Source organism: Streptomyces sp. NPDC093984 (assembly GCF_044764595.1).
Taxonomy (GTDB): Bacteria; Actinomycetota; Actinomycetes; order Streptomycetales; family Streptomycetaceae; genus Streptomyces; species Streptomyces cynarae.
Genome location: NZ_JBIWIM010000018.1, coordinates 1 through 25,582 on the forward strand (window position 1 = coordinate 1; position 25,582 = coordinate 25,582).

At 70.9% G+C, this 25,582-nt stretch carries 26 protein-coding genes; 11 read left to right on the plus strand and 15 right to left on the minus strand.

Annotated elements, in window-relative coordinates; all coding sequences use genetic code 11:
• Positions 1-377: 377 nt before the first annotated feature.
• Entirely contained in the window at positions 378-1,019 is a 642-nt protein-coding gene (locus ACIRC0_RS35435) for a DNA-3-methyladenine glycosylase (RefSeq protein ID WP_403624911.1), read from the minus strand.
• 181 nt (positions 1,020-1,200) lie between these two features.
• Here ACIRC0_RS35435 and ACIRC0_RS35440 point away from each other — a divergent pair, with 181 nt between their 5' ends.
• The 3 genes from ACIRC0_RS35440 (at position 1,201) to ACIRC0_RS35450 (ending at position 3,239) form a co-directional block, all read left to right on the plus strand.
• The gene (locus ACIRC0_RS35440; RefSeq protein WP_200423143.1) at positions 1,201-1,983 is read left to right on the plus strand and encodes a sporulation protein; all 783 of its coding nucleotides are present in this window, start codon (positions 1,201-1,203) and stop codon (positions 1,981-1,983) included.
• A gap of 45 nt (positions 1,984-2,028) precedes the next feature.
• Positions 2,029-2,568, plus strand: a complete 540-nt coding sequence (locus ACIRC0_RS35445; RefSeq protein ID WP_403624914.1) for a YbhB/YbcL family Raf kinase inhibitor-like protein — start codon at positions 2,029-2,031, stop codon at positions 2,566-2,568.
• A gap of 164 nt (positions 2,569-2,732) precedes the next feature.
• Entirely contained in the window at positions 2,733-3,239 is a 507-nt protein-coding gene (locus tag ACIRC0_RS35450) for an HNH endonuclease (protein ID WP_403624917.1), read from the plus strand.
• Positions 3,240-3,320: 81 nt separating this feature from the next.
• Here ACIRC0_RS35450 and ACIRC0_RS35455 read toward each other — a convergent pair whose 3' ends face one another.
• The 3 genes from ACIRC0_RS35455 to ACIRC0_RS35465 all read right to left on the minus strand — a co-directional run bounded on the left by ACIRC0_RS35455 (position 3,321) and on the right by ACIRC0_RS35465 (position 5,734).
• Positions 3,321-4,295, minus strand: coding sequence for an SPFH domain-containing protein (locus ACIRC0_RS35455; protein WP_403624920.1), 975 nt, complete (start codon positions 4,293-4,295; stop codon positions 3,321-3,323).
• 129 nt (positions 4,296-4,424) lie between these two features.
• The gene (locus tag ACIRC0_RS35460) at positions 4,425-4,853 is read right to left on the minus strand and encodes an NfeD family protein (RefSeq protein WP_403624922.1); all 429 of its coding nucleotides are present in this window, start codon (positions 4,851-4,853) and stop codon (positions 4,425-4,427) included.
• 83 nt (positions 4,854-4,936) lie between these two features.
• Entirely contained in the window at positions 4,937-5,734 is a 798-nt protein-coding gene (locus ACIRC0_RS35465) for an ABC transporter ATP-binding protein (RefSeq protein WP_403624925.1), read from the minus strand.
• 151 nt (positions 5,735-5,885) lie between these two features.
• Here ACIRC0_RS35465 and ACIRC0_RS35470 point away from each other — a divergent pair, with 151 nt between their 5' ends.
• Positions 5,886-6,668: a hypothetical protein gene (locus tag ACIRC0_RS35470; protein WP_403624928.1), complete on the plus strand. Its 783-nt coding sequence runs from the start codon at positions 5,886-5,888 to the stop codon at positions 6,666-6,668.
• A gap of 274 nt (positions 6,669-6,942) precedes the next feature.
• Here the strand turns inward: ACIRC0_RS35470 and ACIRC0_RS35475 are convergent, their stop codons facing one another.
• The 3 genes from ACIRC0_RS35475 to ACIRC0_RS35485 form a co-directional block, all read right to left on the minus strand.
• On the minus strand, positions 6,943-7,185 hold the full coding sequence (locus ACIRC0_RS35475) for a chaplin (protein WP_103844364.1): 243 nt from the start codon (positions 7,183-7,185) through the stop codon (positions 6,943-6,945).
• A 116-nt stretch (positions 7,186-7,301) separates the two neighbouring features.
• Positions 7,302-7,943, minus strand: coding sequence for a response regulator (locus ACIRC0_RS35480; protein WP_403624931.1), 642 nt, complete (start codon positions 7,941-7,943; stop codon positions 7,302-7,304).
• Positions 7,936-9,081 (minus strand): GAF domain-containing sensor histidine kinase, encoded by a 1,146-nt coding sequence (locus ACIRC0_RS35485; RefSeq protein ID WP_403624934.1) that lies wholly within the window; start codon positions 9,079-9,081, stop codon positions 7,936-7,938. Before ACIRC0_RS35485 ends, ACIRC0_RS35480 begins: the two co-directional genes overlap by 8 nt.
• 187 nt (positions 9,082-9,268) lie before the next feature.
• On the opposite strand from ACIRC0_RS35485, the gene ACIRC0_RS35490 reads away from it, so the two are divergent.
• The 3 genes from ACIRC0_RS35490 to ACIRC0_RS35500 all read left to right on the plus strand — a co-directional run bounded on the left by ACIRC0_RS35490 (position 9,269) and on the right by ACIRC0_RS35500 (position 12,134).
• Positions 9,269-9,964, plus strand: coding sequence for an SDR family NAD(P)-dependent oxidoreductase (locus ACIRC0_RS35490; protein WP_403624937.1), 696 nt, complete (start codon positions 9,269-9,271; stop codon positions 9,962-9,964).
• On the plus strand, positions 9,961-11,097 hold the full coding sequence (locus tag ACIRC0_RS35495; protein WP_403624940.1) for an S-adenosylmethionine:tRNA ribosyltransferase-isomerase: 1,137 nt from the start codon (positions 9,961-9,963) through the stop codon (positions 11,095-11,097). The genes ACIRC0_RS35490 and ACIRC0_RS35495 overlap by 4 nt, the downstream gene beginning before the upstream one ends.
• Before the next feature lie 299 nt (positions 11,098-11,396).
• Positions 11,397-12,134, plus strand: a complete 738-nt coding sequence (locus ACIRC0_RS35500) for a transglycosylase SLT domain-containing protein (protein WP_403624943.1) — start codon at positions 11,397-11,399, stop codon at positions 12,132-12,134.
• Positions 12,135-12,240: 106 nt separating this feature from the next.
• Here ACIRC0_RS35500 and ACIRC0_RS35505 read toward each other — a convergent pair whose 3' ends face one another.
• Complete coding sequence (locus ACIRC0_RS35505) at positions 12,241-14,754, minus strand: FHA domain-containing protein (RefSeq protein WP_403624946.1); 2,514 nt, start codon at positions 14,752-14,754, stop codon at positions 12,241-12,243.
• 239 nt (positions 14,755-14,993) lie between these two features.
• On the opposite strand from ACIRC0_RS35505, the gene ACIRC0_RS35510 reads away from it, so the two are divergent.
• Complete coding sequence (locus ACIRC0_RS35510; protein ID WP_403625099.1) at positions 14,994-16,898, plus strand: streptophobe family protein; 1,905 nt, start codon at positions 14,994-14,996, stop codon at positions 16,896-16,898.
• Positions 16,899-17,052: 154 nt separating this feature from the next.
• A complete protein-coding gene (gene serB, locus ACIRC0_RS35515; protein WP_403624949.1) occupies positions 17,053-18,264 on the plus strand; it encodes a phosphoserine phosphatase SerB in 1,212 nt (403 codons plus the stop codon).
• Between the two features lie 84 nt (positions 18,265-18,348).
• Here serB and ACIRC0_RS35520 read toward each other — a convergent pair whose 3' ends face one another.
• The 4 genes from ACIRC0_RS35520 to ACIRC0_RS35535 form a co-directional block, all read right to left on the minus strand.
• On the minus strand, positions 18,349-18,867 hold the full coding sequence (locus ACIRC0_RS35520) for a SixA phosphatase family protein (protein WP_403624952.1): 519 nt from the start codon (positions 18,865-18,867) through the stop codon (positions 18,349-18,351).
• A gap of 145 nt (positions 18,868-19,012) precedes the next feature.
• Positions 19,013-19,225 (minus strand): hypothetical protein, encoded by a 213-nt coding sequence (locus ACIRC0_RS35525; protein ID WP_403624955.1) that lies wholly within the window; start codon positions 19,223-19,225, stop codon positions 19,013-19,015.
• 186 nt (positions 19,226-19,411) lie between these two features.
• Entirely contained in the window at positions 19,412-19,528 is a 117-nt protein-coding gene (locus tag ACIRC0_RS35530; RefSeq protein WP_263229199.1) for an SGM_5486 family transporter-associated protein, read from the minus strand.
• A 55-nt stretch (positions 19,529-19,583) separates the two neighbouring features.
• The gene (locus ACIRC0_RS35535) at positions 19,584-20,900 is read right to left on the minus strand and encodes a CynX/NimT family MFS transporter (protein ID WP_403624959.1); all 1,317 of its coding nucleotides are present in this window, start codon (positions 20,898-20,900) and stop codon (positions 19,584-19,586) included.
• An 87-nt stretch (positions 20,901-20,987) separates the two neighbouring features.
• Between ACIRC0_RS35535 and ACIRC0_RS35540 the strand changes: the two genes are divergently transcribed.
• Entirely contained in the window at positions 20,988-21,677 is a 690-nt protein-coding gene (locus ACIRC0_RS35540) for a FadR/GntR family transcriptional regulator (protein WP_403624962.1), read from the plus strand.
• A gap of 6 nt (positions 21,678-21,683) precedes the next feature.
• Here the strand turns inward: ACIRC0_RS35540 and ACIRC0_RS35545 are convergent, their stop codons facing one another.
• The 3 genes from ACIRC0_RS35545 to fabG all read right to left on the minus strand — a co-directional run bounded on the left by ACIRC0_RS35545 (position 21,684) and on the right by fabG (position 23,788).
• Complete coding sequence (locus ACIRC0_RS35545; protein ID WP_403624965.1) at positions 21,684-22,052, minus strand: hypothetical protein; 369 nt, start codon at positions 22,050-22,052, stop codon at positions 21,684-21,686.
• A gap of 243 nt (positions 22,053-22,295) precedes the next feature.
• Positions 22,296-23,063, minus strand: a complete 768-nt coding sequence (fabI, locus tag ACIRC0_RS35550) for an enoyl-ACP reductase FabI (protein ID WP_403624968.1) — start codon at positions 23,061-23,063, stop codon at positions 22,296-22,298.
• 5 nt (positions 23,064-23,068) lie between these two features.
• Entirely contained in the window at positions 23,069-23,788 is a 720-nt protein-coding gene (gene fabG / locus ACIRC0_RS35555) for a 3-oxoacyl-[acyl-carrier-protein] reductase (RefSeq protein ID WP_403624970.1), read from the minus strand.
• 259 nt (positions 23,789-24,047) lie between these two features.
• Here fabG and ACIRC0_RS35560 point away from each other — a divergent pair, with 259 nt between their 5' ends.
• Positions 24,048-25,571, plus strand: a complete 1,524-nt coding sequence (locus ACIRC0_RS35560; protein ID WP_403624973.1) for a TldD/PmbA family protein — start codon at positions 24,048-24,050, stop codon at positions 25,569-25,571.
• The last annotated feature ends 11 nt before the right edge of the window (positions 25,572-25,582 follow it).

Sequence of the window (25,582 nt, forward strand, 5' to 3'; positions counted from 1 at the left end):
TTGGCACGCTGTTGAGTTCTCAAGGAACGGACGCTTCCTTTGTACTCACCGGAGAGACTCACTCTCTCGGCTTTCCTCCGGGCGCTTCCCTTCGGCGTTTCCGACTCTATCAGACCTTTTCTCGATCCGATTCCCGGTCGGCGGGATTGTCTTGAGTCCGGGCTTTTCGGCCCCGGCCTTTCGACATTCACTACGTTAGCCGATTCCCGTTGTAACTCATAATCGAGTCTCCGAGTTCGAATTCCAGGCATGCGGGCACACCGAAATCCGCCCTCTGAGAGGGAGTCGCATGTAGTGGGTTGGCCGCCTCGGCTGCTGGCTGAACGCCGTAACCGTTCCAGCGGCTTGGGCTACATTACGCATCCTCCAGGGGCGCGTCAACTTCGGCGCCGTCGGGGCGTATGCGCCCGATAGGGGCTCACCGTGGGGTCGTTGGCGACCCAGAAACGCCACGGGTGGACGGCTCCGTCGCCGGCGACGCCGGTGCGCGGGCCGCTTCGTACCTGGTCAGGGGGGACCGGCGTGCCGGTCAGGATGCGCAGTGGGGTCTCGCCCGTGGTGCAGGCGTCCGTGCCGTCGAGGGCGCGGTCCACGCCCAGGGCCGTGGCCAGGCGGGCGGGACCTTTGGCTAGTTCTTTGTCGTTCCGGGCCGACAGTCGACGCTTCCGAGCGAGTTCGGCGCCCTCGATGATCTCGCCGGCGCGGAGCAGCACGGCACTCGCCCTGCCGACCGGACCGCACACCAGGTTCATGCAGTGCCACATGCCGTAGGTGAAGTAGACGTACACATGGCCGGGGGGACCGAACATCACGTCGTTGCGGGGTGTGCGACCGCGATAGGCGTGGGAGCCGGGGTCGTTAGGGCCGTCGTACGCCTCCACCTCCGTGAGGCGCAGCGCGATCGGACCGTCCGGTGTGGTGCGGACGAGGATGCGCCCCAGGAGGTCGGGCGCGACCTCGAGCACAGGCCGGTCGAAGAACTCCCTGGGGAGGGGCGTACGGTCGGGGGTCGCGATCATGGCGTACGAGCGTAGTCCAGACGGGTGTGTGCCCAAGGGTGGTCGAGGGTCCTCGTCCTTGGAAGGGTGGGGAGGGTAGGGCGCGGAACCGGCTCCTGGCCGTATCGCGTGTCTACGGATCTACGGATCGGACGGATCTACGAGGCTACGGGTCAAGACGTTGCCTGGGAGGGAAGATTTCATGGGGTTCAAGCGGCTGCTCGCGAGCCTGGGAGCCGGCGGCGCGTCTGTCGAGACGGTGCTGACGGAGGTCAATGTCGTGCCGGGCGGTGTCGTCCAGGGCGAGGTGCGGATCCAGGGCGGGTCCGTCAACCAGGCGATCGAGGGCCTGAACGTCGGTCTGCAGGCCAAGGTCGAGGTCGAGAGCGGTGACGAGGAGTACCGGCAGAACATCGAGTTCACGAAGGTCCGGCTCGGTGGTGCCTTCGAGCTCCAGGCGGGCGCGGTGCACGCCGTGCCGTTCGGGCTGGAGATTCCCTGGGAGACCCCCGTCACCATGATCGACGGGCAGGCGCTGCGCGGGATGCACATCGGGGTGACGACCGAGCTGGAGATCGCGCGGGCCGTGGACTCGACCGACCTGGACCCGATCAACGTGCATCCGCTGCCCGCGCAGAAGGCGATCCTGGACGCGTTCATCCAGCTGGGCTTCCGCTTCAAGACCGCGGACATGGAGCGGGGGCACATCCGGGGTACGCGGCAGACGCTGCCGTTCTACCAGGAGATCGAGTTCTTCCCGCCGTCGCAGTACCGCGGTCTGAACCAGGTCGAGTTGAGCTTCGTCGCCGACGCGTACGAGATGGACGTCATCCTGGAGATGGACAAGAAGCCGGGGCTGTTCAGCGAGGGCAGCGACTCGTACCGGGCTTTCAAGGTCGGTCTGAACGACTTCCAGGGCACCGACTGGGCCGCATACCTCCATCAGTGGCTGTCGGAGGTCGGCAGCAAGCGCAGCTGGTTCTAGGCTCGGAACTGGAATCGGTTGATCCACTGACTTGGAGGTACCGAGGTGACCGACCTCAAGAGGCCGCCGCTGCCGCATGACTTCCATCCGCCCGTGCCGTCGTTCACGGTGACGAGCGAGGACGTCGAGCCGGGCGCCAGGCTCAAGGACGCTCAGGTCCACTCGGCCGGGAACACCTCGCCCCAGTTGCGCTGGGAGGGCTTCCCGCCGGAGACCAAGAGCTTCGCCGTGACCTGCTACGACCCCGACGCCCCGACGGGGAGCGGGTTCTGGCACTGGGTCCTGTTCGACATCCCGGCCTCGGTCACCGAGCTGCCGGCGGGAGCGGGCAGCGGGAAGTTCGAAGGGCTGCCCGAGGCTGCGGTGCACGCGCGCAACGACTACGGGACGAAGGACTTCGGCGGTGCCGCGCCGCCGCCCGGGGACGGGCCGCACCGGTATGTGTTCACGGTGTACGCCGTGGACCGGGAGAAGCTCGGTCCGGACTCGGACGCCTCTCCTGCCGTGGTCGGTTTCAACCTGCGGTTCCACGCGCTGGCGCGCGCGCAGCTCATCGGTGAGTACGAGAATCCAGCCGAGGGCTGACGCAGGCCCCCGTGAAACTGACGTTCATTGAACGTTTGCCCGCCTCTGGTCTTGGAAGTGATCAGAGGCGGGCATTTTTTATTGCGTTGTCCATCTCGGCGTGCCCGGCCAGAGTTGATCCAGCCCGCCACGGGGTGGGCAGGTGCAGACAGGAGGTGGGCTGGATGCGTGACACGCTGGTGCTGAACGCGAGCTTCGAGCCGCTGTCGACGGTGACGCTGAACCGAGCCGTCGTTCTGGTGCTGCAGGCCAAGGCCGTCGTCGAGCAGGCCCACCCCGAACTCCGTATGCGGGGCGCCGATGTGGACATACCGGCGCCCCGGGTCATCAGGCTCTGCAGATACGTACGGGTGCCGTTCCGAAGACAAGCCCCGTGGTCGAGGCGGGGTGTCCTGGTGCGGGACCGGCACAGGTGTGCCTACTGCGGGAGGCGGGCGACGACCGTGGACCACGTGCTGCCGCGGTCGCAGGGTGGTGGCGACACCTGGCTGAACACGGTCGCCGCGTGTGCCGAGGACAACCACCGCAAGGCGAACCGGACTCCGGAGGAGGCGGGGATGACGCTGCTGCGGCAGCCGTTCGAGCCGACGCCGGCCGACGCGATGCTGCTGGCGCTCGGGCAGGACGACTTGGAGGCGCTGCCGGAGTGGCTGTCGCAGAGCGCGGCGTAGTCCGTACATCAGACGTGAGCTGGGGCCCGCCTTCCGGGGAAGGCGGGCCCCAGCTCGTGTGAAGGGCGTGGCGGTGCCGTGTCAGTCGATGGACGGCTTCTCTCGGCGTTCGGTGTTCGTGCCGCCGTTGTTGGTGGAGGACGAGGCGGAGGAGCCGCCGCTGCCGCCCGAACCGCCTGCCAGAGGGCCGAAGTTGCCCATGGCGCCGGACAGGCCCTTGAGAGCGTCGCCGATCTCGCTGGGGACGATCCAGAGCTTGTTGGCGTCGCCTTCGGCGATCTTCGGGAGCATCTGCAGGTACTGGTAGGAGAGCAGCTTCTGGTCCGGGTCGCCGGCGTGGATGGCCTCGAAGACCGTACGGACGGCCTGGGCCTCGCCCTCGGCGCGCAGCGCGGCGGCCTTGGCCTCACCCTCGGCCTTGAGGATCGCGGACTGCTTCTCGCCCTCCGCGGTGAGGATGGCGGCCTGGCGCGTGCCTTCGGCGGTGAGGATCGCGGCGCGCTTGTCACGGTCGGCGCGCATCTGCTTCTCCATCGAGTCCTGGATGGAGGTCGGGGGCTCGATCGCCTTCAGCTCGACGCGGTTGACGCGGATGCCCCACTTGCCGGTGGCCTCGTCGAGGACGCCGCGCAGGGCCGCGTTGATCTCCTCGCGGGAGGTCAGGGTGCGCTCGAGGTCCATGCCGCCGATGATGTTGCGCAGGGTGGTGACGGTGAGCTGCTCGATGGCCTGGATGTAGCTGGCGACCTCGTAGGTGGCGGCCCGGGCGTCGGTCACCTGGTAGTAGATGACGGTGTCGATGTTGACGACCAGGTTGTCCTGGGTGATCACCGGCTGCGGTGGGAACGGTACGACCTGTTCGCGCAGGTCGATGCGGTTGCGGATGGAGTCGATGAACGGGACCACGATGTTCAGGCCCGCGTTCAGTGTCCGTGTGTAGCGGCCGAAGCGCTCGACGATGGCCGCGCTCGCCTGGGGGATGACCTGGATCGTCTTGATCAGGGCGATGAAGACCAACACCACCAGAATGATCAGGACGATGACGACCGGTCCCATCGTGATTCCCTGCTTCCTTCTCCGCCTCGGCGCCTGTGGGATCTTACGGTTGTTGAAGATCTTGCTGGTCGAGTGTGACAGACCGTCGCGTACCTCGTGGGCTGTTCGGCGCAGTTGCGTCCTTCGAGGTCACATGATGATCGCCGTGGCCCCGTCGATGTCCACGACGTCGACTTCCTGGCCCACGTCATAGGCGAGTTCGCCGTTGAGCGGTCGGGCCGACCAGACCTCACCGGCGAGCTTGATGCGGCCGCCGCTCGCGTCGACGCGCTCGAGGACGACGGCCTGCCTGCCCTTCAACGCCTCGATGCCGGTGGCGAGTTGGGGTCGCTGGGCGCTGTGCCGGGCCGCGATGGGCCGGACCACGGCGATGAGCGCGACCGAGACGACGGCGAACACGGCGACCTGGAAGACCGCGTCGCCGCCGAGGCCACCGATCACGGCCGCCGCGACGGCGCCCACCGCGAGCATCCCCAGCTCCGGCATCGCGGTGATCACGAGTCCGATGCCCAGCGCTGCCGCGCCGATCAGCCACCACACCCACGCGTCGATGTCCACACGGTCATGGTAGGACCGCCGGCACGACCGCGGACAGGGCGCAGAGTGCGGCGTAGGCGGCTTCTTACCGAGGTTTGCGCGGGTCAGGACAGGGGCAGGCCCTGGGCCGTCCAGCGCTCGCCGACCTGCTCGACGACCAGCGGGAGGCCGAAGCAGAGGGAGAGGTTGCGCGAGGTCAGCTCGAGCTCCAGCGGGCCGGCGGCGAGCACCTTGCCCTGGCGGATCATCAGGACGTGGGTGAAGCCGGGGGCGATCTCCTCGACGTGGTGCGTGACCATGATCATGGAGGGCGCGATCGGGTCGCGGGCGAGGCGGCCGAGGCGGCGTACGAGGTCCTCACGGCCGCCGAGGTCGAGGCCGGCGGCGGGCTCGTCGAGGAGCAGCAGCTCGGGGTCGGACATCAGGGCACGGGCGATGAGGGTGCGCTTGCGCTCGCCCTCGGAGAGGGTGCCGAACTTGCGGTCGAGGTACTCGCTCATGCCGAGGCGGTCGAGGAAGGCGCGGGCGCGCTGCTCGTCGACCTCCTCGTACTCCTCCTGCCAGCCGGCCGTCATGCCGTACGCGGCGGTCAGCACGGTCTGCAGGACGGTCTGGCGCTTGGGGAGCTTGTCGGCCATGGCGATGCCGGCCATGCCGATGCGGGGGCGCAGTTCGAAGACGTCGGTGCCGGGCTTGCCGAGGGTCTCGCCGAGGATGGTGGCGGTGCCCTTGCTGGGGTAGAGGTAGCTGGAGGCGACGTTCAGGAGGGTGGTCTTGCCGGCGCCGTTCGGGCCGAGGATGACCCAGCGCTCGCCCTCCTTGACCGACCAGGAGACCTGGTCCACCAGAGCCCGGCCCTCGCGGACCACGGATACGTCCTGAAGCTCCAGAACATCGCTCATGAGCGCGTTGTCTCCCCTTGCAGTGTGGCCTGTGTCGGCTCTCGCGTACGCCTGTGGGCGCGGTCCGCCACGCCGATGGGCGCAGCCCCCACGAAATCTACGCCACCGGTCGCCCGGCCTATTCCATAGGTCGGCTCCTTAGGGTGGGGGCATGCTCTCGGAACCACGCTCAGGACGGCTGGCCGCATGGGGAAATGCCCTTTTGGCCGGACTTGTTTCGCCGGACGACGCCGCGTCCGCCATCGTCGGGGACGATGCGGTGCACCGGGTGGAGGGGCTGCCGGGTGAGTCGGCGCCCGTCGGCCTCACGCTCGCGCTGGGGCGGCTGCGCACGCTCGGGGTGACCGGGCTGCGGGTGGCGCTGCCCGCGCCGGGGCATCCGCTGGGGCTGAGCGGGCCGCCGGAGTTCAATGCGCGGGCGTTGGACGCCGAGGAGGCGGTGGTCTGCTACGGAGCCGCCTTCGGGCTGGTGCCTTCGGTGGCCGAGGCGGGGCCGGAGGGCGATCTGCATGTGGAGGTCGTCTGGCAGTGTCTGCCCGTGCGGGAGGCGCCGCCCGCCGACGTGCCGTCGCTCGGGGAGGCCGAGCGGGAGCTGGCGGAGGCGCTGCGCGAGGCGACGGAGGTGTTGTCGCGGCTGGATGTGGCGGGGTCGGGGCCGGTGGCGGAGGCGGCGATCGACGCGTACCGGGCGCGGGCCGAGGCGGGGCGGGAGGTGCTGGCGCCGGGGTATCCGCCGCGGGCGGTGCGGGTGCTGGAGATGGCCCAGCGGGTGGCTCTGCTGCTCTCGCTGGCGTACGGGAACGGGCACGGCGGGGCGGTGAGCGCCTCGGAGATGGCGGCGCGGGCGCAGGCGCTGCGGCCGGTGGAGCGGACGGCTCGGCGGGCGCAGGTCGCGGCGTACAACTCCCTTGTGGAGCAGCGGGAGCGGGGGTGACCGCCGGGTTTCTTGCCGCCCTGGGGTGGGGCGGCCGTCCCTGGGGGCTTCGCCCCCAGGCCCCCGTCGGCCTGAACGGCCTCGTCCTCGAACGCCGGACGGGCTGAAATCGACCCCCCTCGGCCCGAACAGCCTCATCCTCAGACGCCGGACGGGCTCACTCAAAGGCCGGACCCGGCTGAGATTGCCTGGCCTCGGCTACAAGTAGAGGACACGTCGGCCTCCCGGACGTGGTGTCCGGGAGGCCGGGGAGGCAGGTGTCGGGTCTCTGGGGTCAGTGGTTGAGGCCCAGGTTGCCGAAGGCCGGGTTCAGGGCGCCGATCACGTTGACCGTGTTGCCGACCACGTTCACCGGGACGTGGACCGGGGCCTGGATGACGTTGCCGGAGATGACGCCCGGGGAGCCCACAGCCTTGCCGTCGGCGTGCGCCGAGTGGGCGGAGGCCATGCCCGTGCCGGCGGCGAGCAGACCGCCGGCCACCATCGTCACGGCTGCGGCCTTCTTCAGGTTCTTCACTTCCGAGTCCTCCTTGCGATCACTGCGGCAGGTCCGCAGCACGCCTTGGAGAACGGCCGAGATCCACTGAGGATGCGCCACCCGGGTGATATACACCCGACGGTATGAAGATCCGCTCAGCCGTTAACGCCGTGCCGTACCGCCCACAGCGCCGCCTGCGTACGGTCGGCCAGGTCCAGCTTCATCAGGATGTTCGAGACGTGGGTCTTGACCGTCTTCTCGGACAGCACCAGGGCACGGGCGATCTCACGGTTGGAGCGGCCGTCCGCGATCAGGGCCAGCACCTCCCGTTCCCGCTCGGTGAGTGATCCCGCTCTGCCCTGGCCCGCGCCCGCCTCCTCCTGGGACAGCAGCGCGCCCGCGACCTCCGGCTGGAGGAGGATGTGGCCCGCGTGCACCGAGCGGATGGCTCCGGCGAGCGCGTCGGGGTCCACGTCCTTGTACACGTACCCGGCGGCGCCCGCGCGCAGTGCGGGCACCACCGTGCGCTGCTCGGTGAAGCTGGTGACGATCAGCACGCGCGCGGGGTTGTCGAGTTCGCGGAGCTTGCGCAGCGCGTCGATGCCGTCCGTCCCCGGCATCTTGACGTCCATGAGAACCACGTCCGGGTGCAGTTCCTGGGCTCGGGCGACCCCTTCGGCGCCGTCGGAGGCCTCTCCCACGACCTCGATGTCGTCCTGTACCTCCAGGAAGGTGCGCAGTCCGCGGCGGACCACCTGGTGGTCGTCGACGAGCAGCACCTTGATTGTGTCAGCCACCAGGGACCTCCATCTCGATCGTGGTGCCCTTCCCGGGCTCCGATTCCACGGTCAGCGCGCCGCCGACCCCGCTCGCCCGGTCGCGCATGGAGACCAGGCCGAGGTGGCGCCCCGCCCGGCGTATCGCCCGGGGGTCGAATCCACTGCCGTCGTCCACGACGCGCAGCACGGCGCCCGGGCCGCGCTTCTCCAGGGTGACGTCGACCCGCTCGGCCCCCGAGTGCCGCAGGGCGTTGTGCAGGGCCTCCTGGGCGACGCGCAGCAGCGCCTCCTCCTGGGCGGCCGGCAGGGCCCGTACGCCACGGGTGGAGAAGGTCACGCGCGCGGTGTGGGCCCGGTCGAGGACCTGGACCTGGGTGCGCAGGGTGGCGACCAGGCCGTCCTCGTCGAGGGCCGCCGGGCGCAACTCGACGACGGCGGCGCGCAGTTCGTCGGTGGCCTCCGCGGCGAGCGCCGCCACCTGCTGCAGCTCGCCCTTGGCCCGCCCGGGGTCGCGGTCGACCAGGGCTGCCGCCGCCTGGGCGGTCAGGCGCAGGGAGAAGAGCTTCTGGCTGACCGCGTCGTGCAGTTCGTGCGCCAGCCGTGAGCGCTCCTCGGCGATGGTCAGCTCGCGGCTGCGCTCGTACAGCCGGGCGTTGGTGAGGGCGATCGCGGCGTGCTGGGCGAGGATCGAGAGCAGTTCCTCGTCGTCCTCGGTGAAGCCGCAGCCGCCTTCCGGTTTCGGGCACTTCTTGTTGGCGAGGAACAGCGCGCCGATGATCTCGTCGCCGTCGCGGATGGGCAGGCCCAGGAAGTCGGACATCTCGGGGTGGGCGCTCGGCCAGCCCTCGAAGCGGGGGTCCGTGCGGACGTCGGCGAGCCGCTCCGGCTTCGCCTCGTGCAGCATCGCGGCGAGGATGCCGTGCTGGCGTGGCAGCGGGCCGATGGCCTTCCACTGCTCGTCGGAGACGCCGTCCACGACGAACTGGGCGAAGCCGCCGTGGTCGTCCGGGACGCCGAGCGCCGCGTACTCCGCGTCGAGCAGCTCGCGGGCCGAGGCGACGATCGTCTTGAGGACGTCGCGCACCTCGAGGTGCCTGCTCATGGCCAGCAGCGCGGAGCTGACCGCGTACAGGCCCGACCGGGGTCCGTGGCTCATGACCTCACCGTACCGGTGAGGTGTGACAGGGCGTATCCGACGAGTGGCGGCCGTGCCTGGTCCGCCGGCCCTAGGCCCAAGGGCCCTGGTCGGCTGCGGCCCGGGTCCGAGGCGGCCGGACGGACGCCGTTCCTACGGTGAGGCCACCGCCGAGCACCGGCGGTCTCGGAACCAGGGGACGGTCATCATGCCGGTTGCGATCATCACGGGGGCTTCGAAGGGGCTGGGGCGGGCGCTCGGCGCGGCGCTGGCGCGGCGCGGCTGGGATCTGGTGCTGGACGCCAGGACCGCGCCCGTCCTGGCGCAGACGGCGGAGCTGCTGGCCGGGCACGGGACACGCGTGGAGGCCCTGTCGGGGGACGTCACGGACGCCGCGCACCGCGCGGACCTGGTGGCGGCGGCCCGGAAGCTGGGCGGCCTCGACCTGCTGGTGCACAACGCGAGCGCGCTCGGCGCGGAGCCGCTCGTACGACTGGAGGCGTTGGCCCTGGACGGGCTGCGGCGGGCGCTGGAGGTGAACGCGGTCGCCGCGCTGGGCCTGGTGCAGGAGGCGCTGCCGCTGCTGCGGGCGTCGGCCGCGGGCGCGGTGATCGCGGTCAGCTCGGACGCGGCGGCCGAGGCGTACGAGACGTGGGGCGGGTACGGGGCGTCCAAGGCGGCGCTGGACCATCTGGCGGCGGTACTCGGGGCGGAGGAGCCGGGGCTGCGGGTGTGGGCGGTCGACCCCGGGGACATGGCGACGGACCTGTATGCGGCGGCCGTACCGGACGACGTCGGTGCGCGGCCGGCGCCGGAGAGCGTGGTGCCCGCGTTCCTGCGGCTGCTGGACGAGCGTCCGGCGAGCGGTCGCTACGGTGCGCCGTCCCTGCTGGAGGCGCGGTGAGCACGGCGCTGAGGATTCCTCAGGAGCTGTCGGCGCGTGTTCCGGCCGAGCAGCGGGGCCCGGGCCGGGACCGGGACTCGGTGCGGCTGCTGGTCTCGCGCGGCACCGAGGTCACGCACCACGCGTTCACCGAGCTGCCGCGGCTGCTGCGGGCCGGGGACCTGCTCGTCGTGAACACCTCGCCGACGCTGGCGGCCGCGGTGGACGGGCGGATCGGGCACACGCGCGTGGTGGTGCACTTCTCGACGCGCGGGGACGACGCACGGTGGGCCGTCGAGCTGCGGGATCCGGACGGCAGGGGCAGCACGCGCGCGCGTGCCGGAGGGCCCGCGGGAACAGAGGTGTGTCTCCCGGACGGCGTACGGCTGGTTCTGGAGGCGCCCCTGTCGGGGCGGAGCGGCCGCCTGTGGTGGGCCCGTGCGTCGGATCCGGACGTGTCCGGGCTGCTGGGCCGGCACGGGCGGCCCATTCGTTACTCCTATACGGACAGGGACCAACCGCTCGCCGCGTACCAGACGGTGTTCGCGCTGCCGTCCGCCGATGGCGCGGGCAGTGCGGAGATGCCCAGCGCGGCGCGGCCCTTCACCGCGCGGATGGTGGCGGAGCTGGTGAGCCGGGGCGTGCGGTTCGCGCCCGTCACCCTGCACACCGGGGTGGCGTCGGCGGAGGCGCACGAGCCGCCGTATCCGGAGCGTTTCGCGGTGCCGGAGACGTCGGCGTGGCTGATCAACGCCGTCAAGGCGGATCAGGCAAGGCGCGAAGCGCTTCCTTGGAAGGGCGGTGGTGGGAGACGGGTGGGCGGCCGGGTGATCGCGGTCGGTACGACGGCCGTGCGGGCCGTGGAGTCGGCGGTGGATGCCGGCGGTGTCGTACGGGCGCGGGAGGGCTGGACCGATCTCGTGGTGACGCCCGAACGCGGGGTGCGGGTGGTGGACGGGCTGCTGACCGGTCTGCACGAGCCGGAGGCCTCCCATCTGCTGATGCTGGAGGCGGTCGCGGGGCGGGAGGCGATCGACCGCGGATACGAGCACGCGCTGGCCGGGCGGTATCTCTGGCACGAATTCGGCGACACCCATCTCATCCTGCCGCCGAAACCCCCTCACACAGTGCATTGCTCCAGCAACTCCCGGTAAGACCGATGCGAGTGGAATGTGAGGCCGCGCATAGGACGTACGTCACGTACGAAGGAGCTTAGGAGACCAAGAAGGAGCTTGTGAGCGGGGTCGAAGGGTCGATCTGCCCCGTTTTGCCGTTCCTCGGGCCACTATCCGGGGTAGTACGTCACACCTTTGCCCAGCGATTTTGCGGCCGCTAAGAATTGCTTCCGTCGCTCGGCGCCGCGGTCTCGTACCCGCGGCGCTTGTGCTGGAAACACCTGTTCTTCCGCCGGCGCCAGAGCGACCTCCGCGCAATTCGAAGAGGTCAATCAGTAATGCCCAAGAACATTCTCGGCCGCGCTCGTGCGCTCACCCAGACCCACAAGCTCGCCATCGCCGGTACGGCCACTCTCGGTGCCGCGGCCCTCGCGTTCACCGCCGTGCCCAGCGAGGCGCAGACCCCCGCGCACGAAGCGACCGTCGCGTCGGCCCCGGCGTCGGTCGGCAACCAGCCGGTCAAGACCCTCAAGGTCGCCGTCACCGACCAGATGGCCTCCGCGGGCCTGAAGGCCGAGGCCATCGCCGCGAAGCAGAAGGCCGCCCAGGACGCCGTCAAGAAGCAGGCTCAGCAGAAGGTCCAGCAGAAGGCACAGCAGAAGGCACAGCAGGCCGCCCGGCAGCGCCCGGCCCAGCAGGCCGCGAACCGCTCCGCGCAGCGTCCCGCGGCGCAGCCGGTCGCCGCGAAGACCTACGCCAGCAACCTGGACGGCTGGATCCGCCAGTCCCTCGACATCATGCGGCAGAACGGGATCCCGGGTTCGTACAACGGTCTGTACCGCAACATCATGCGGGAGTCGTCCGGCAACCCGGCGGCGATCAACAACTGGGACATCAACGCCCGCAACGGCATCCCCTCCAAGGGGCTGCTCCAGGTCATCGACCCGACCTTCCGGGCTTACCACGTGCCCGGCACCTCGTGGAACATCTACGACCCGGTCGCCAACATCACCGCCGCCGCCAACTACGCGGCGCACCGGTACGGCTCGATGGACAACGTCAACAGCGCGTACTGAGGCTGCGCGGACCTCGGTCGCACCAGTCGCGTGCGGTCACATGGAGCCAAAGGGCGGCACCCTGCAGGGTGCCGCCCTTCCGCGTTGTTCCGGTCGTACGGACCGGTTACTTGCGCATGACCTCCGGCTCGTGGCGGCGCAGGAAGCGTGCCACCAGGAAGCCGCAGACCACACCCAGGACGATCAGGGCGATCATGTCGAGGGTCCAGGCCCCGGCCGTGTGGTTCCACAGCGGGTCCGTGCTGGTCGGGTCGTCCATGTTCGGTGCGATGTTGTTGAAGTCCAGCGTCGCACCGGCGGCGGCGACCGCCCAGCGGGACGGCATCAGGTACGAGAACTCGTTGACGCCGAGCGTGCCGTGCAGGGTGAAGAGGCAGCCGGTGAAGACCACCTGGATGATCGCGAACATGACCAGCAGCGGCATGGTCTTCTCCGCGGTCTTCACCAGGGCGGAGATGACCAGGCCGAACATCATGGAGCTGAAGCCCAGCGCCATGATCGGCAGGCACAGCTCGAACAGCGTGGCGCTGCCGAGGACGACGCCCTGCGCGGGGATCTCCCGGCTGGAGAAGCCGATCAGGCCGACCATGAGGCCCTGCAGCACGGTGATGACGCCGAGCACGAACACCTTCGACATCAGGTACGCGGAACGGGACAGGCCGGTGGCGCGTTCCCGCTCGTAGATGACCCGTTCCTTGATCAGCTCACGGACGGAGTTGGCGGCGCCCGCGAAGCACGCGCCGACCGCGAGTATCAGCAGGACCGTGGTGGCGGTGCCGTTCGGGACGTGGATGCCGGTCCTGGGATTGACCGGGTTGACCAGCAGGCCCCTGTTGTGGTCGATGAGCAGGCTCACCGCGCCGAGCACCGCCGGGAGGATCACCGTCAGCGCCAGGAAGCCCTTGTCGGAGGCGATGACCGCGACGTACCGCCGGATCAGGGTGCCGAACTGCGACAGCCAGCCCTGCGGCTTGGCCGGCTTGATCGCCTGCGGCGGCGGCATGTGCACCGACTGCGGGGCGACCGCGTCGATGTCCGCGGCGTACATCCGGTAGTGCTCCGAGCCCTTCCAACGGCCCGCCCAGTCGTAGTCCCGGTAGTTCTCGAAGGCGGAGAAGACATCGGCCCAGGTTTCGTAGCCGAAGAAGTTCAGTGCCTCCTCCGGCGGGCCGAAGTAGGCGACGGAGCCGCCCGGTGCCATCACGAGCAGCTTGTCGCACAGCGCCAGTTCGGCCACCGAGTGGGTGACGACGAGGACGGTGCGGCCGTCGTCGGCGAGGCCGCGCAGCAGCTGCATGACGTCCCGGTCCATGCCCGGGTCGAGACCGGAGGTCGGCTCGTCCAGGAAGATCAGCGACGGTTTGGTGAGCAGCTCCAGGGCCACCGAGACGCGCTTGCGCTGACCACCCGACAGGGAGGTGACCTTCTTGTCCTTGTGGACGTCCAGCTTCAGCTCGCGCAGCACCTCGTCGATGCGGTCCTGGCGCTCGGCGGCCGTGGTGTCGGCCGGAAAGCGCAGCTTGGCCGCGTACTTGAGGGCCTTCTTGACGCTCAGCTCCTTGTGCAGGATGTCGTCCTGCGGGACCAGGCCGATGCGCTGGCGCAGCTCGGCGAACTGCTTGTACAGGTTCCGGTTGTCGTAGAGCACGTCGCCCTGGTTGGCGGGGCGGTAGCCGGTGAGCGCCTTCAGCAGCGTGGACTTGCCGGAGCCCGAGGGGCCGATGACCGCGATGAGCGACTTCTCCGGGACACCGAATGAGACGTCCTTGAGGATCTGCTTGCCACCGTCGACCGTGACTGTGAGGTGGCGGGCGGAGAAGGAGATCTCACCGGTGTCGACGAACTCCTCGAGCCGGTCGCCGACCAGACGGAACGTCGAGTGACCGACGCCGACGATGTCGTTCGGGCCGATCAGCGCCGAGCCGCCCTTGCCGATCGGCATACCGTTGACGAACGTGCCGTTGTGCGAGCCCAGGTCACGGATCTCGAAGCGGCCGTCGGGCGTGGCGTGGAACTCGGCGTGGTGGCGGGAGACCTGGAGGTCGGAGACGACCAGGTCGTTCTCGAGCGCACGGCCGATGCGCATCACCCGGCCGAGGGCGAGCTGGTGGAACGTGGTCGGGCTGCGGTCGCCGTAGACCGGCGGCGCCCCCGCGCCACCACCGGGGCTCTGCTGCTGCGGGATCTGCGCAGCCGCCTGCTGCGGCTGCTGCCAGGCCGGCTGGGGCGCCTGCGGTTGCGCGGCCTGCGGGGCCCAGCCGGGGCCGGCGGCCTGGGCCGCGTACGGCTGCTGCTGGGGCTGGGCCTGCGGAGCGGCGACGGCGGCCGGGGCGCCGGACAGGGCCAGGCGCGGTCCGTCGGTGGCGTTGCCCAGGTGCACGGCCGAACCCGGGCCGATCTCCACCTGGTGGATCCGCTGTCCCTGCACGAACGTGCCGTTGGTGCTGCCGTGGTCCTCGATGACCCAACCGCGGCCGTTGAAGCTGATCGTGGCGTGGCGCCAGGAGACCCTGGCGTCGGTGAGCACGATGTCCCCCTGCGGATCACGTCCCAGGGTGTACGTCCTGGACGCGTCGAGCGTCCAGCTGCGTCCGTTCAATTCCAGTACGAGTTCAGGCACTCCATGCCCCAGTGAGTTGTCCCCCGAATTGCCCCCATCACGGGGAGTCTAGGGATGTCGAACATCGTGGGGAACTATTTCAGGCGCGGCCCTCTGACCGAAACTCGGGCCTGGTGGAGGGGGCGTAGACGCACTGGTACGCGCGCCGTTGACGCGGCGGAAACCCGGTCGGAGAGTGGTAATCCACGCGAGGGGGGACATCCGCGGTGGATTGCCGCGGCGTGGATCGGGGGCTGACGATGGGCATCGAGGCCGCGCGGGACGGTGGCAGGCTGCCGTGGACGGACGTCCTGCTGTCCGCGATCGCCTCCGTGAGCTGGGCGTTGATCGGGATGGCGGGGACGGCGGCGCTCGGTCTGCATCTGCTCCGTGCGGACGCGGCGGGCTCGCTCGGGCCGATGACCGCGGCGGTGGTGGCCCTTGGGGCGAACGGGACGGTGACGCCGTCCGGGAACGTGTCGGCGTTCGGGCTGAAAGGCGCGGACGCGATCACCGCCATCGATATCACGCCACTCGGTGTGAGCCTGGTGGGTGCGCTCCTGCTGTGCTGGTTCTTCCTGCGGTCCTTACGCACGGCGGGAGTTGTGGTCGCCCTGTCCGAACTCCTCGTGCGCGCGGGCGCGGTGGTCGTGCTGTTCGTCGCGATGCTGGGCGGTCTGGCATGGGCCGGCCATGACGTCATCACCATCGACGGGGGCGCGCTCGGGCTGGACGGCCTGCCGGGCGGGGGCGGGGGCGGGGGCCTCGACATCCCCGGCCTGGGGGACGTCGGGGGGCTGCTGCCGGACCGGGTCGGCGACCTGATCCAGGCTCGGGCCGCGGTCGGCTTCACCGTCGACACGGTGCCCACGCTGCTGGGGGGCGCCGCATGGGCGGCCGGTGTCCTGGTGATCGCGCTGCTCGCGTCCCGGCGCGCACCGCTGCCGCGCGGCTGGGAGGCGGTGCACCGGGTGGTGCGTCCGGCCGCGTCCGCGCTGGTGACGGTGTTGCTGGTCGCGGTGGCCGCCGGGCTCGCGGCCGCGGCGTACGCGGCGATCGGTGACGACGATCCGGCGCGGATCGCCGGGGCCGCGCTGCTCGGCGCACCCAACGGTGTGTGGCTGGGTGTGCCGGTCGGCCTGTTCGTGCCGTGGGACGGCAGGGCGGGCGGCGCACTTGTGAACCTGCTGCCCGATCCGCTGGACCGGCTGCTGAGCGTGAGGACGGACCAGCGCGTCACGCTGGGGCGACTGGCCGATCTGGACGGCAGGGTGTGGCTGCTGGCCGTCGCCGCGGCGCTCATGATGCTCTTCGCGGGCGTGCTGACGGCGGCGCGTACGCCACTCGTACGAGCTCGGGATGCGGCACCCGGCCCCGGTGCGTCCGGTGCGGTCGCACAGGGCGCGGGTCCGCTCGGCTTCGCAGGGCACTGCGCGCTGCGGCTCGGGATCGTGACGGCGGCGGCACTGCCGCTGCTGGTCCGGCTGGCGGAGGTGTCGGTGGACGCCTCGCTGTCGGTGCTCGGTCTCGACGCGTTCGGCGCGGCGATCGAGTTGCACGGACAGCTGGGCATGGCACTGCTGCTGGGTGCGGTGTGGGGAGCGGGAGCGGGGGCCGCCGGGGCACTGCTGGCGTACGGGACGGGGGCGGCGGGGAGCCGGGCGGCGCCACTGGCACGGGGTGACGCGGGGCTGCCGGAGCCCCCGCGGTATGCGCCGGTCCCGCAGTCATCGGGCCCCTACACCCCGAGCAGGCCCTACCGTGCGCCGAACCCGGACACGAACCCCTACCTACGGCTGCCGGAAGGACCGCGCGAGCCGGAGGACGCGCGGCCGGGCAGCGCCCCGCGGGGCGGCGGGCGGCGTGGTGGTGCCCCGACCGGAGCCACGCCACCACGGAGCGCGCCGCCTGACGGCACCGGCACGCAAGGCGGGAGCACCCCTATCGAGGGCGCCCCGCTCGAGGGCGCCCCGCCCGACGGCCCGCCCTCGGAAGCCGCGCCGTCCCCTCCCACCGACGTCTATGGCGCGCCCACCGTGGTCCAGCCGATCGAGCCGCCGCAGCGGCCGGCCCGCAGGGCTCCGTCGTCCTCCGACCGGTGGCCGCCCCCGCCGCCTCCCCCACCTCCGCCACCGCCGCCCGACCGGCCCCGTGGGCGGCGCTGACGAGGCGGAGGTCCACGTCGGCCGTGTGCGCCCGTGGCCTGGGCTTTCGCGGCCGGGTAACACGTACGCCATCTGTGCGCAACCCACTGTTCCTCGTCCGCTGGGCGGACCAGGCAGGCGGTGCGCACGGGGCGCCGGATACGGTGGAAGCACCATGAGCGCTGTGCAGACCTCCGACACCCCCACCCTCCTTGTCAAGATCTTCGGCAAGGACCGGCCCGGCCTGACCGCGGGCCTGTTCGACACCCTGGCCGCCTTCCACGTCGACGTCGTCGACATCGAGCAGGTCGTCACCCGGGGCCGGATGGTGCTGTGCGCCCTGGTGACCGTGCCCCCGTCCGGGCTCGAGGGCGATCTGCGGGCCACCGTCCACACCTGGGCGGAGTCGATGAAGATGCAGGCGGAGATCATCTCCGGCATCGGCGACAACCGTCCGCGCGGCCTCGGCCGCTCCCTCGTCACCGTCCTCGGCCATCCGCTCACCGCCCACGCCACGGCCGCGATCGCCGCCCGCATCGCGGCCGCCGGCGGCAACATCGACCGTATCTTCCGGCTCGCCAAGTACCCGGTGACCGCGGTCGAGTTCGCCGTGTCCGGCGTGGAGACCGAGCCGCTGCGCACCGCCCTGGTGACCGATGCCGCGGCACTCGGTGTCGACGTCGCCGTCGTCGCGGCCGGGCTGCACCGGCGGGCCCAGCGGCTGGTCGTGATGGACGTGGACTCCACGCTCATCCAGGACGAGGTCATCGAACTGTTCGCCGCGCACGCCGGCTGCGAGGCGGAGGTCGCCGAGGTGACGGCGGCCGCGATGCGCGGCGAGCTGGACTTCGAGCAGTCGCTGCACGCGCGCGTGGCGCTGCTGAAGGGGCTCGACGCGTCGGTGGTGGACAAGGTGCGCGCCGAGGTCCGGCTCACTCCAGGCGCGCGCACCCTGATCCGCACGCTGAAACGACTCGGCTTCCAAGTGGGCGTCGTCTCGGGCGGCTTCACCCAGGTCACGGACGATCTGAAGGAGCGGCTCGGGCTCGATTTCGCGCAGGCCAACACCCTGGAGATCGTCGACGGGAAGCTGACCGGCAAGGTCGTCGGGGAGATCGTGGACCGCGCGGGCAAGGCGCGGCTGCTGCGCCGGTTCGCCGCCGAGGCGGGGGTGCCGCTGGCGCAGACCGTGGCGATCGGTGACGGGGCCAACGACCTCGACATGCTGAACGCGGCGGGTCTGGGCGTCGCCTTCAACGCCAAGCCCGTCGTCCGCGAGGCCGCGCACACCGCGGTGAACTTCCCCTTCCTGGACACCGTCCTGTACCTGCTCGGTGTCACCCGGGAAGAGGTCGAGGCGGCGGACGCGCACGACGACGGTCTCTGACGGTCTTGGATCGCGATGGGGCCCGGCACCGCGCGGTGCCGGGCCCCGTCGCGATACCGCGGGGTTCGCAGCTCTTCGGAGCCCTTACTCGCTGGGCGCCCAGTAGTCGAGCAGGGTGGCCGTGCCCGGTTCCAGCGCCTTCCAGGAGCCGTCGAAGGAGAGCACGGCGAAGGCGCCGGCCGGGAAGCCGCGTCGGCCCATCCGCTCACGGGCATCGCCCTCGTTCGCGCCGGACAGGACGTCGGCGAGGCCCTGGATGCCGGGGTTGTGACCGATCAGGACCACGTTCCGCGCGTCGTCGGCGGTTTCGTTGAGCACGGCGATCAGCTCGCCGGGCGAGGCCTCGTAGAGCCGCTCCTCATAGACGGTCTTCGGCCGATGCGGCAGCTCCTGGACGGCGAGCTTCCAGGTCTCGCGGGTGCGGATGGCGGTGGAGCACAGGGCCAGGTCGAAGGGGATGCCGGTCTCGGCCAGCTTGAGTCCGGCGGCGGCCGCGTCCTGGCGGCCCCGGTCGGCGAGCGGACGCTCGTGGTCGGGAACCTGCGGCCAGTCGGCCTTCGCATGCCGGAAGAGGACAATCCTGCGGGGTTCTGCGGAGCTCATGAGTCCCAGCTTCGCATGAAACAGGCCAACGGGCGCAGGGAGTTGGCAGCGCCGCGATCTGCCTGCTCACCGGCCTCCTCACCGCCGAGTCCGCGGGAGGCGCACCGCGTACACCCGGGCGGTGTCACGACCCGATCAGGCCGGGTCACTGCGCGTGGTGCGTCACCGCGTGCTGGACGCGCTCGAGGAGGTGGCTGACGGCGGGGTCGCCGCCGGCGCTCGCGTCCGCCGGGTTGAGTATCAGCGCCAGCAGGGCGATGAAGGCGAGCGTGGGCAGGGCGAGGGCCCACCAGGGCAACCGGATGTCGACGCCGCCCGTGGTCGCCGGGCGGGGCCGGGTGTGCGTACGGGCCGACATGGCTGCCTCCGTGGGTCCTCGAGTGGTCCATGGGCCGCTCTCGCGACCACATCTCGAACGTACGGACGCGGCGGCCCTCAACCCATCCGGTGATCCACCCACTTGACCCTGACACTGACCCCCTAGGGGATGGTGGGGCCAGCACCACCATGGGCCGTCACCGGTGCGTGAACCGTGAGGCGATCGTCACGGTGAGGCGATCGTGGCGATGACGGCGATGATCGCGAAGATGGCGAAGAACGCGCCGAAGACGAGCAGCATCTTCTTCTGGCCGTTGCGGGGATTCGGTTCGAGCACGGGCATACGCCCAGTTTCGCACCCCTCCCCCGCCCGGGCGGCGGCGGGGGCGGCCCGTCGCTCAGCGCGTCGCCTCGTCCTCCACGATCCGGTCGCGGCCTGCCAGGACGCCCACCGCGATCTGCGGGAGCATGAGCCCGGCCATGAGCGCGAGCGGCCGGCCCCAGCCGCCGCTGTGCTGGTAGAGGACGCCGACCAGCAGCGGCCCCGGGATCGACAGCAGATATCCGGTGCTCTGCGCGAACGCCGACAGCTTGGCCACGCCCGCGCCGGTGCGGGCCCGCATCCCCACCATGGTGAGCGCGAGCGGGAAGGCGCAGTTGGAGATGCCGAGCAGCACCGCCCACGCCCAGGCCCCGCCGGCCGGGGCCCAGTACAGGCCCGCGTATCCGGCCAGACCGCAGAGACCGAGCGCGATCACGATCGGTCCCTGGTGCGGCAGCCGGGCGGCCAGCCGCGGGATGACGAAGGCGAGGGGCACGCCCATGACCATGGTGACGGCCAGCAGCACACCGGCCGTGCCGGCGGGCACCCCGGCGTCGCGGAAGATCTGCGCCATCCAGCCCATCGTGATGTAGGCCGCCGTGGCCTGGAGCCCGAAGAAGACGGCCAGCGCCCACGCGGTACGGCTACGGGTGATCCGCAGCCCGTCGGGCTCCACGCGCGCGGAGGCGGTGCCACTGTCCGGGGAGGCGGTGTCGCTGTCCGCGGAACCGGCACCGCGCGCGCGGGCGAACGGAATCCACGGCAGGACGGCCGCCGCCGCCAGCGCCGCCCACACGGCGAGCCCGGACTGCCACCGTCCGCCCAGGGCGCCGGTCATGGGCACCGTGAGCGCTGCCGCGACGGAGGTGCCCAGGGCGAGCGCCATGGAGTACAGGCCCGTCATCGAGCCCACCCGGTCGGGGAACCAGCGCTTGACGATCACGGGCATCAGGACGTTGCTGACCGCGATGCCCATCAGGGCGAGCGCGGTCGCGGCCAGGAAGCCGGCGGTGCTCCCGGCGTACGGGCGGATCGCCAGGCCGGCGGTGATCGCGGCCATTCCGGCGCACACCACGGCGCCCGGCCCGAAGCGGCGGGCGAGTCGTGGCGCCATGACGCCGAAGACGGCGAAGCAGAGCGGCGGCACGGAGGTGAGCAGGCCCGCGACGCTGCCGCTCATGCCGAGCCCGTCGCGCACCTCCTCCAGGAGGGCGCCGAGGCTGGTGATGGCGGGCCGCAGGTTGAGGGCGCTCAGGACGATGCCGACGACCAGGAGACGTGTCCGCCACGCGCGCGTGGCGGAGACCCCTGCATCGACCCGCTCCCCCTGGGACACGCGTATCGGTGCGGACGTCGTCGTTCCGGTCTCTTCGGATGCCATGCGGACTATCATAGAATCATAGGATGATTATGGGTGCAGAGGGCTGCGTTACGCTCCCGATCATCCGGCCTCGCTCTCGGGCCCGCACGAAGGACGGTCATGCCGCTGAGCCACCCCCGCCGATCCGCGCTGTCCGAGCAGGTCATCGCCGAGCTGCGGAACCAGATCACCTCGGGTGAGTGGCCGGTGGGCTCCCGCATCCCCACCGAGCCGGAACTGGTCGAGCAGCTGGGGGTCGCCCGCAACACGGTCCGCGAGGCCGTCCGCGCGCTCGCGCACAACGGCCTGCTGGACATCCGCCAGGGCTCCGGCACCTACGTGGCGGCTACCAGCGAGCTGGCGGGCGTGATGCACCGCCGCTTCGCCGGCGCCGACCCGGACCACATCGCCGAGCTGCGCCGCACCCTGGAGTCGAGCGCCGCCCGGCTGGCGGCCGAGCGGCGCACCGAGCGGGACCTCAAGCAACTGGACGCCCTCCTCCTGCGCCGTGCGGAGGCGTGGGAGTCCGGGGACGCGGAGGCGTTCGTGACCGCCGACGCGACCTTCCACCTTGCCGTGGTGTCCGCGTCGCACAACGAGGTGATGACCGCGATGTACGCGGACCTGGGCGAGGTCCTGCGGGACTGGCTGCGCGGCGACGTCGGCGAGGAGCTCACACCGGAGGCGTACATGGACCACACGGCGCTGGTGGACGCGATCCGCGCGGGCGACGCCGACGCGGCGGGCGCGGCGGCGGCGAGCTATCCGCGCATGTGCGGTCCTGGGCGCCCGGAGTCCGTCGGCCGCTGAGGCCCCTCATCTCCGGTGGGTGACCCACGCCGAGCGCACCGCCTCCCAGCACCGCCCGGCCAGCCGTACGGTCATCGCGGGCCCCGCCTCGGCCGGAGCGGTGTCGGTGTCGATGTCCCACCACTGGGCGCACTCGATGTGCAGGCTCACGTGATCGGTGTCCGGATAGGGGTTGTGGCAGTACGCGACGACATGGGCGCCGGTGACAAGGACCCGGCACTCGGAGCCGAAGGGCGCCGGGTCGGCGGACTTTCCGGCGTCCTCGCGCGCGTGCGACGCGGAGTGTCTCCCGTGCGGCGGCATGGCGTCGTACGGCAGGACCGTCACCAGGGCGAGCGAGAGGAAGGCCGGGGCGAAGCGGTGGGACAAGCGCACAAGGGAACCTCCTCGGCCGTGCGGCGTGCGGGGCGGTGCGTTGCTCCCAGCGTGTGTCCCGGACGGCCCGGCACGCCCGGTCAGGTACTCCGAACGGGCGACGCCCCGCTCCCCGCGCGCAGCGGGAAACGGGGCGTCGGCCTCGTACGACCGGGCGATGCGGGCGCGTAAGCGATTGCGCAATCGCTTACACGGGGCGAGAGCGCACGTTCACGCGCTCCACGGCAGTGCGCGCGGGCCTGCTCAGGCGCCGATGGCGTGCAGTCCGCCGTCCACGTGGATGATCTCGCCGGTGGTCTTCGGGAACCAGTCGCTCAGCAGGGCCACGATGCCGCGGCCGGCCGGCTCGGGGTCCTTCAGGTCCCACTCCAGCGGCGCACGGGTGTCCCAGACGGAGGCCAGCTCGCTGAAGCCCGGGATGGACTTGGCGGCCATGGAGCCGAGCGGGCCCGCGGAGATGAGGTTGCAGCGGATGTTCTGCTTGCCCAGGTCGCGCGCCATGTAGCGGCTGGTCGCCTCCAGTGCGGCTTTGGCCGGGCCCATCCAGTCGTACTGCGGCCAGGCGAACTGGGCGTCGAAGGTGAGGCCGACGACCGAGCCGCCGTTCTGCATCAGCGGCAGGCAGGCCATGGTCAGCGACTTCAGCGAGTACGCCGAGACGTGCATGGCGGTGGCCACGGACTCGAACGGCGTGTTGAGGAAGTTGCCGCCGAGCGCGTCCTGCGGGGCGAAGCCGATGGAGTGCACGACGCCGTCGAGACCGCCCAGTTCCTCGCCGACGACGTCGGCGAGCCGGCTGAGGTGCTCGTCGTTGGTGACGTCCAGCTCGATGACCTTGGTGGGCTTCGGCAGCTTCTTGGCGACGCGCTCGGTCAGCGTGGGGCGCGGGAACGCGGTCAGGATGATCTCCGCGCCCTCCTCCTGAGCAAGCTTGGCCGCGTGGAAGGCGATGGAGGACTCCGTCAGCACACCGGTGATCAGGACGCGCTTGCCCTCGAGAATTCCGCTCATGGTGATCAGTGACCCATTCCCAGTCCGCCGTCAACGGGAATGACGGCTCCAGTGATGTACGAGGCGTCGTCCGAGGCGAGGAACCGCACCGTCGCGGCGATCTCCTCCGGCTGCGCGTAACGGCCGAGCGGCACCTGCGAGACGATGTTCTGGCGCTGCTCGTCGGTGAGCACCTTGGTCATGTCGGTGTCGACGAAACCGGGCGCGACGACGTTGAAGGTGATGTTGCGCGAGCCCAGCTCGCGGGCGAGGGAGCGCGCGAAGCCGACCAGGCCGGCCTTGGAGGCGGCGTAGTTGGCCTGCCCCGCCGAGCCGAGCAGGCCGACGACCGAGGAGATCAGCACCACGCGGCCCTTCTTGGCGCGCAGCATGCCGCGGTTGGCGCGCTTGACGACGCGGAAGGTGCCGGTCAGGTTGGTCTCGATGACGGAGGTGAAGTCCTCCTCGGACATCCGCATCAGAAGCTGGTCCCGGGTGACGCCGGCGTTGGCGACGAGGACCTCGACCGGGCCGTGCTGGGCCTCGATCTCCTTGTAGGCCTGCTCCACCTGCTCGGTGTCGGTGATGTCGCACTTGACCGCGAGGCAGCCCAGTTCCTTGAGGGCGGCCGGCGGCTCACCCGAGCGGTACGTGATCGCGACCTTGTCGCCGGCGTCGGCGAACGCGCGGGCGATGGCGAGGCCGATGCCCCGGTTGCCTCCAGTGACGAGAACCGAGCGGCTCAACGGATCACCCTTTCGATAGCGGTCTGGAACCCCTGCAGGACAGGCGCCTACGTCGAAAACCTATCGGTCCGCCCCGCCGCGCGGACAATCGGGCACCGACAGTGGCGTAGGGGACTCACTGTCGGGTCCCTACAGAAGCGTCCGCCGTGGGGACGGTCGCGGACGGGTGGGTCCGGCCACCGGACGCAAAGGTGTGGTCCCTGCGCCCGCCCGCGCGACATGATCGGACCCGACAGGCCACGACAGCAGGGAGACCTCCGTGCCTCATTCCATCGACGAAGCCTTCACGGCACTGCCGCTGCGGGCCCTGGCCGACGCCGCGCTGGCACGCGCGCGGTCGCTCGGGGCCGAGCACGCCGACTTCCGGCTCGAGCGGGTGCGCAGTGCCGCCTGGCGGCTCAGGGACGGCAAGCCCGCCGGGTCCTCGGACACCACCGACCTGGGGTACGCGGTGCGGGTCGTGCACGGCGGGACCTGGGGGTTCGCCTCGGGTGTCGATCTGACCCAGGACGCCGCCGCCAAGGTCGCGTCGCAGGCGGTGGCGATGGCCAGGCTGTCGGCGCAGGTGATCAAGGCGGCGGGGTCCGATGAGCGGGTGGAGCTCGCGGACGAGCCGGTGCACGCCGAGAAGACGTGGGTCTCGTCGTACGAGATCGATCCCTTCACCGTGCCCGACGAGCAGAAGACGGGTCTGCTCGCCGAGTGGAGCGGGCGGCTGCTCGCGGCCGACGGCGTCAACCACGTGGACGCCTCCCTCCTCACCGTGCACGAGAACAAGTTCTATGCCGACACCGCCGGGACCGTGACCACCCAGCAGCGCGTGCGGCTGCATCCGCAGCTGACCGCCGTGTCGGTGGACGAGTCCACCGGTGAGTTCGACTCCATGCGCACCCTCGCGCCGCCGGTCGGGCGCGGGTGGGAGTACCTGACGGGCACCGGCTGGGACTGGGACGCGGAGCTGGAACAGATCCCGGGGCTGCTCGCCGAGAAGATGCGCGCGCCGAGCGTCGAGGCCGGGGTGTACGACCTGGTCGTCGACCCGTCCAACCTGTGGCTGACCATCCACGAGTCCATCGGGCACGCCACCGAACTGGACCGGGCCCTCGGCTACGAGGCCGCGTACGCCGGCACCTCCTTCGCCACCTTCGACCAGCTCGGGAAGCTGAGGTACGGCTCCGAGCTGATGAACGTCACCGGCGACCGCACCGCCGAGCACGGGCTCGCGACGATCGGGTACGACGACGAGGGCGTGGCGGCCCAGTCCTGGGACCTGGTCAAGGACGGAACGCTGGTCGGCTACCAGCTGGACCGGCGCATCGCGAGGCTCACCGGCTTCGAGCGGTCCAACGGGTGCGCGTACGCCGACTCCCCGGCGCACGTGCCGGTGCAGCGCATGGCCAACGTGTCGCTTCAGCCGGACCCGGCCGGGCTGTCGACGGAGGATCTCATCGGGGGCGTGGACCGGGGCGTCTACGTCGTCGGGGACCGCTCCTGGTCCATCGACATGCAGCGCTACAACTTCCAGTTCACCGGGCAGCGGTTCTTCAGGATCGAGAACGGGCGGATCACCGGTCAGCTGCGGGATGTCGCCTACCAGGCCACGACGACGGACTTCTGGGGCTCCTTGGCGGCCGTCGGCGGCCCCCAGACCTACGTCCTCGGCGGCGCCTTCAACTGCGGCAAGGCCCAGCCGGGCCAGGTCGCGTCCGTCTCCCACGGCTGCCCGTCCGCTCTCTTCAGGGGCGTCAACATTCTGAACACCACGCAGGAGGCCGGTCGATGAGCGTCAGCCAC

Excerpts from the sequence above, each read along its gene's own strand:
- ACIRC0_RS35435 (WP_403624911.1), bottom strand. The coding sequence starts at position 1,019 with ATGATCGCGACCCCCGACCGTACGCCCCTCCCCAGGGAGTTCTTCGAC.
- ACIRC0_RS35440 (WP_200423143.1), top strand. The coding sequence starts at position 1,201 with ATGGGGTTCAAGCGGCTGCTCGCGAGCCTGGGAGCCGGCGGCGCGTCT.
- ACIRC0_RS35450 (WP_403624917.1), top strand. The coding sequence starts at position 2,733 with ATGCGTGACACGCTGGTGCTGAACGCGAGCTTCGAGCCGCTGTCGACG.
- ACIRC0_RS35455 (WP_403624920.1), bottom strand. The coding sequence starts at position 4,295 with ATGGGACCGGTCGTCATCGTCCTGATCATTCTGGTGGTGTTGGTCTTC.
- ACIRC0_RS35465 (WP_403624925.1), bottom strand. The coding sequence starts at position 5,734 with ATGAGCGATGTTCTGGAGCTTCAGGACGTATCCGTGGTCCGCGAGGGC.
- ACIRC0_RS35470 (WP_403624928.1), top strand. The coding sequence starts at position 5,886 with ATGCTCTCGGAACCACGCTCAGGACGGCTGGCCGCATGGGGAAATGCC.
- ACIRC0_RS35485 (WP_403624934.1), bottom strand. The coding sequence starts at position 9,081 with ATGAGCCACGGACCCCGGTCGGGCCTGTACGCGGTCAGCTCCGCGCTG.
- ACIRC0_RS35490 (WP_403624937.1), top strand. The coding sequence starts at position 9,269 with ATGCCGGTTGCGATCATCACGGGGGCTTCGAAGGGGCTGGGGCGGGCG.
- ACIRC0_RS35500 (WP_403624943.1), top strand. The coding sequence starts at position 11,397 with ATGCCCAAGAACATTCTCGGCCGCGCTCGTGCGCTCACCCAGACCCAC.
- ACIRC0_RS35510 (WP_403625099.1), top strand. The coding sequence starts at position 14,994 with ATGGGCATCGAGGCCGCGCGGGACGGTGGCAGGCTGCCGTGGACGGAC.
- serB (WP_403624949.1), top strand. The coding sequence starts at position 17,053 with ATGAGCGCTGTGCAGACCTCCGACACCCCCACCCTCCTTGTCAAGATC.
- ACIRC0_RS35520 (WP_403624952.1), bottom strand. The coding sequence starts at position 18,867 with ATGAGCTCCGCAGAACCCCGCAGGATTGTCCTCTTCCGGCATGCGAAG.
- ACIRC0_RS35525 (WP_403624955.1), bottom strand. The coding sequence starts at position 19,225 with ATGTCGGCCCGTACGCACACCCGGCCCCGCCCGGCGACCACGGGCGGC.
- ACIRC0_RS35530 (WP_263229199.1), bottom strand. The coding sequence starts at position 19,528 with ATGCCCGTGCTCGAACCGAATCCCCGCAACGGCCAGAAGAAGATGCTG.
- ACIRC0_RS35535 (WP_403624959.1), bottom strand. The coding sequence starts at position 20,900 with ATGATAGTCCGCATGGCATCCGAAGAGACCGGAACGACGACGTCCGCA.
- ACIRC0_RS35540 (WP_403624962.1), top strand. The coding sequence starts at position 20,988 with ATGCCGCTGAGCCACCCCCGCCGATCCGCGCTGTCCGAGCAGGTCATC.
- fabI (WP_403624968.1), bottom strand. The coding sequence starts at position 23,063 with ATGAGCGGAATTCTCGAGGGCAAGCGCGTCCTGATCACCGGTGTGCTG.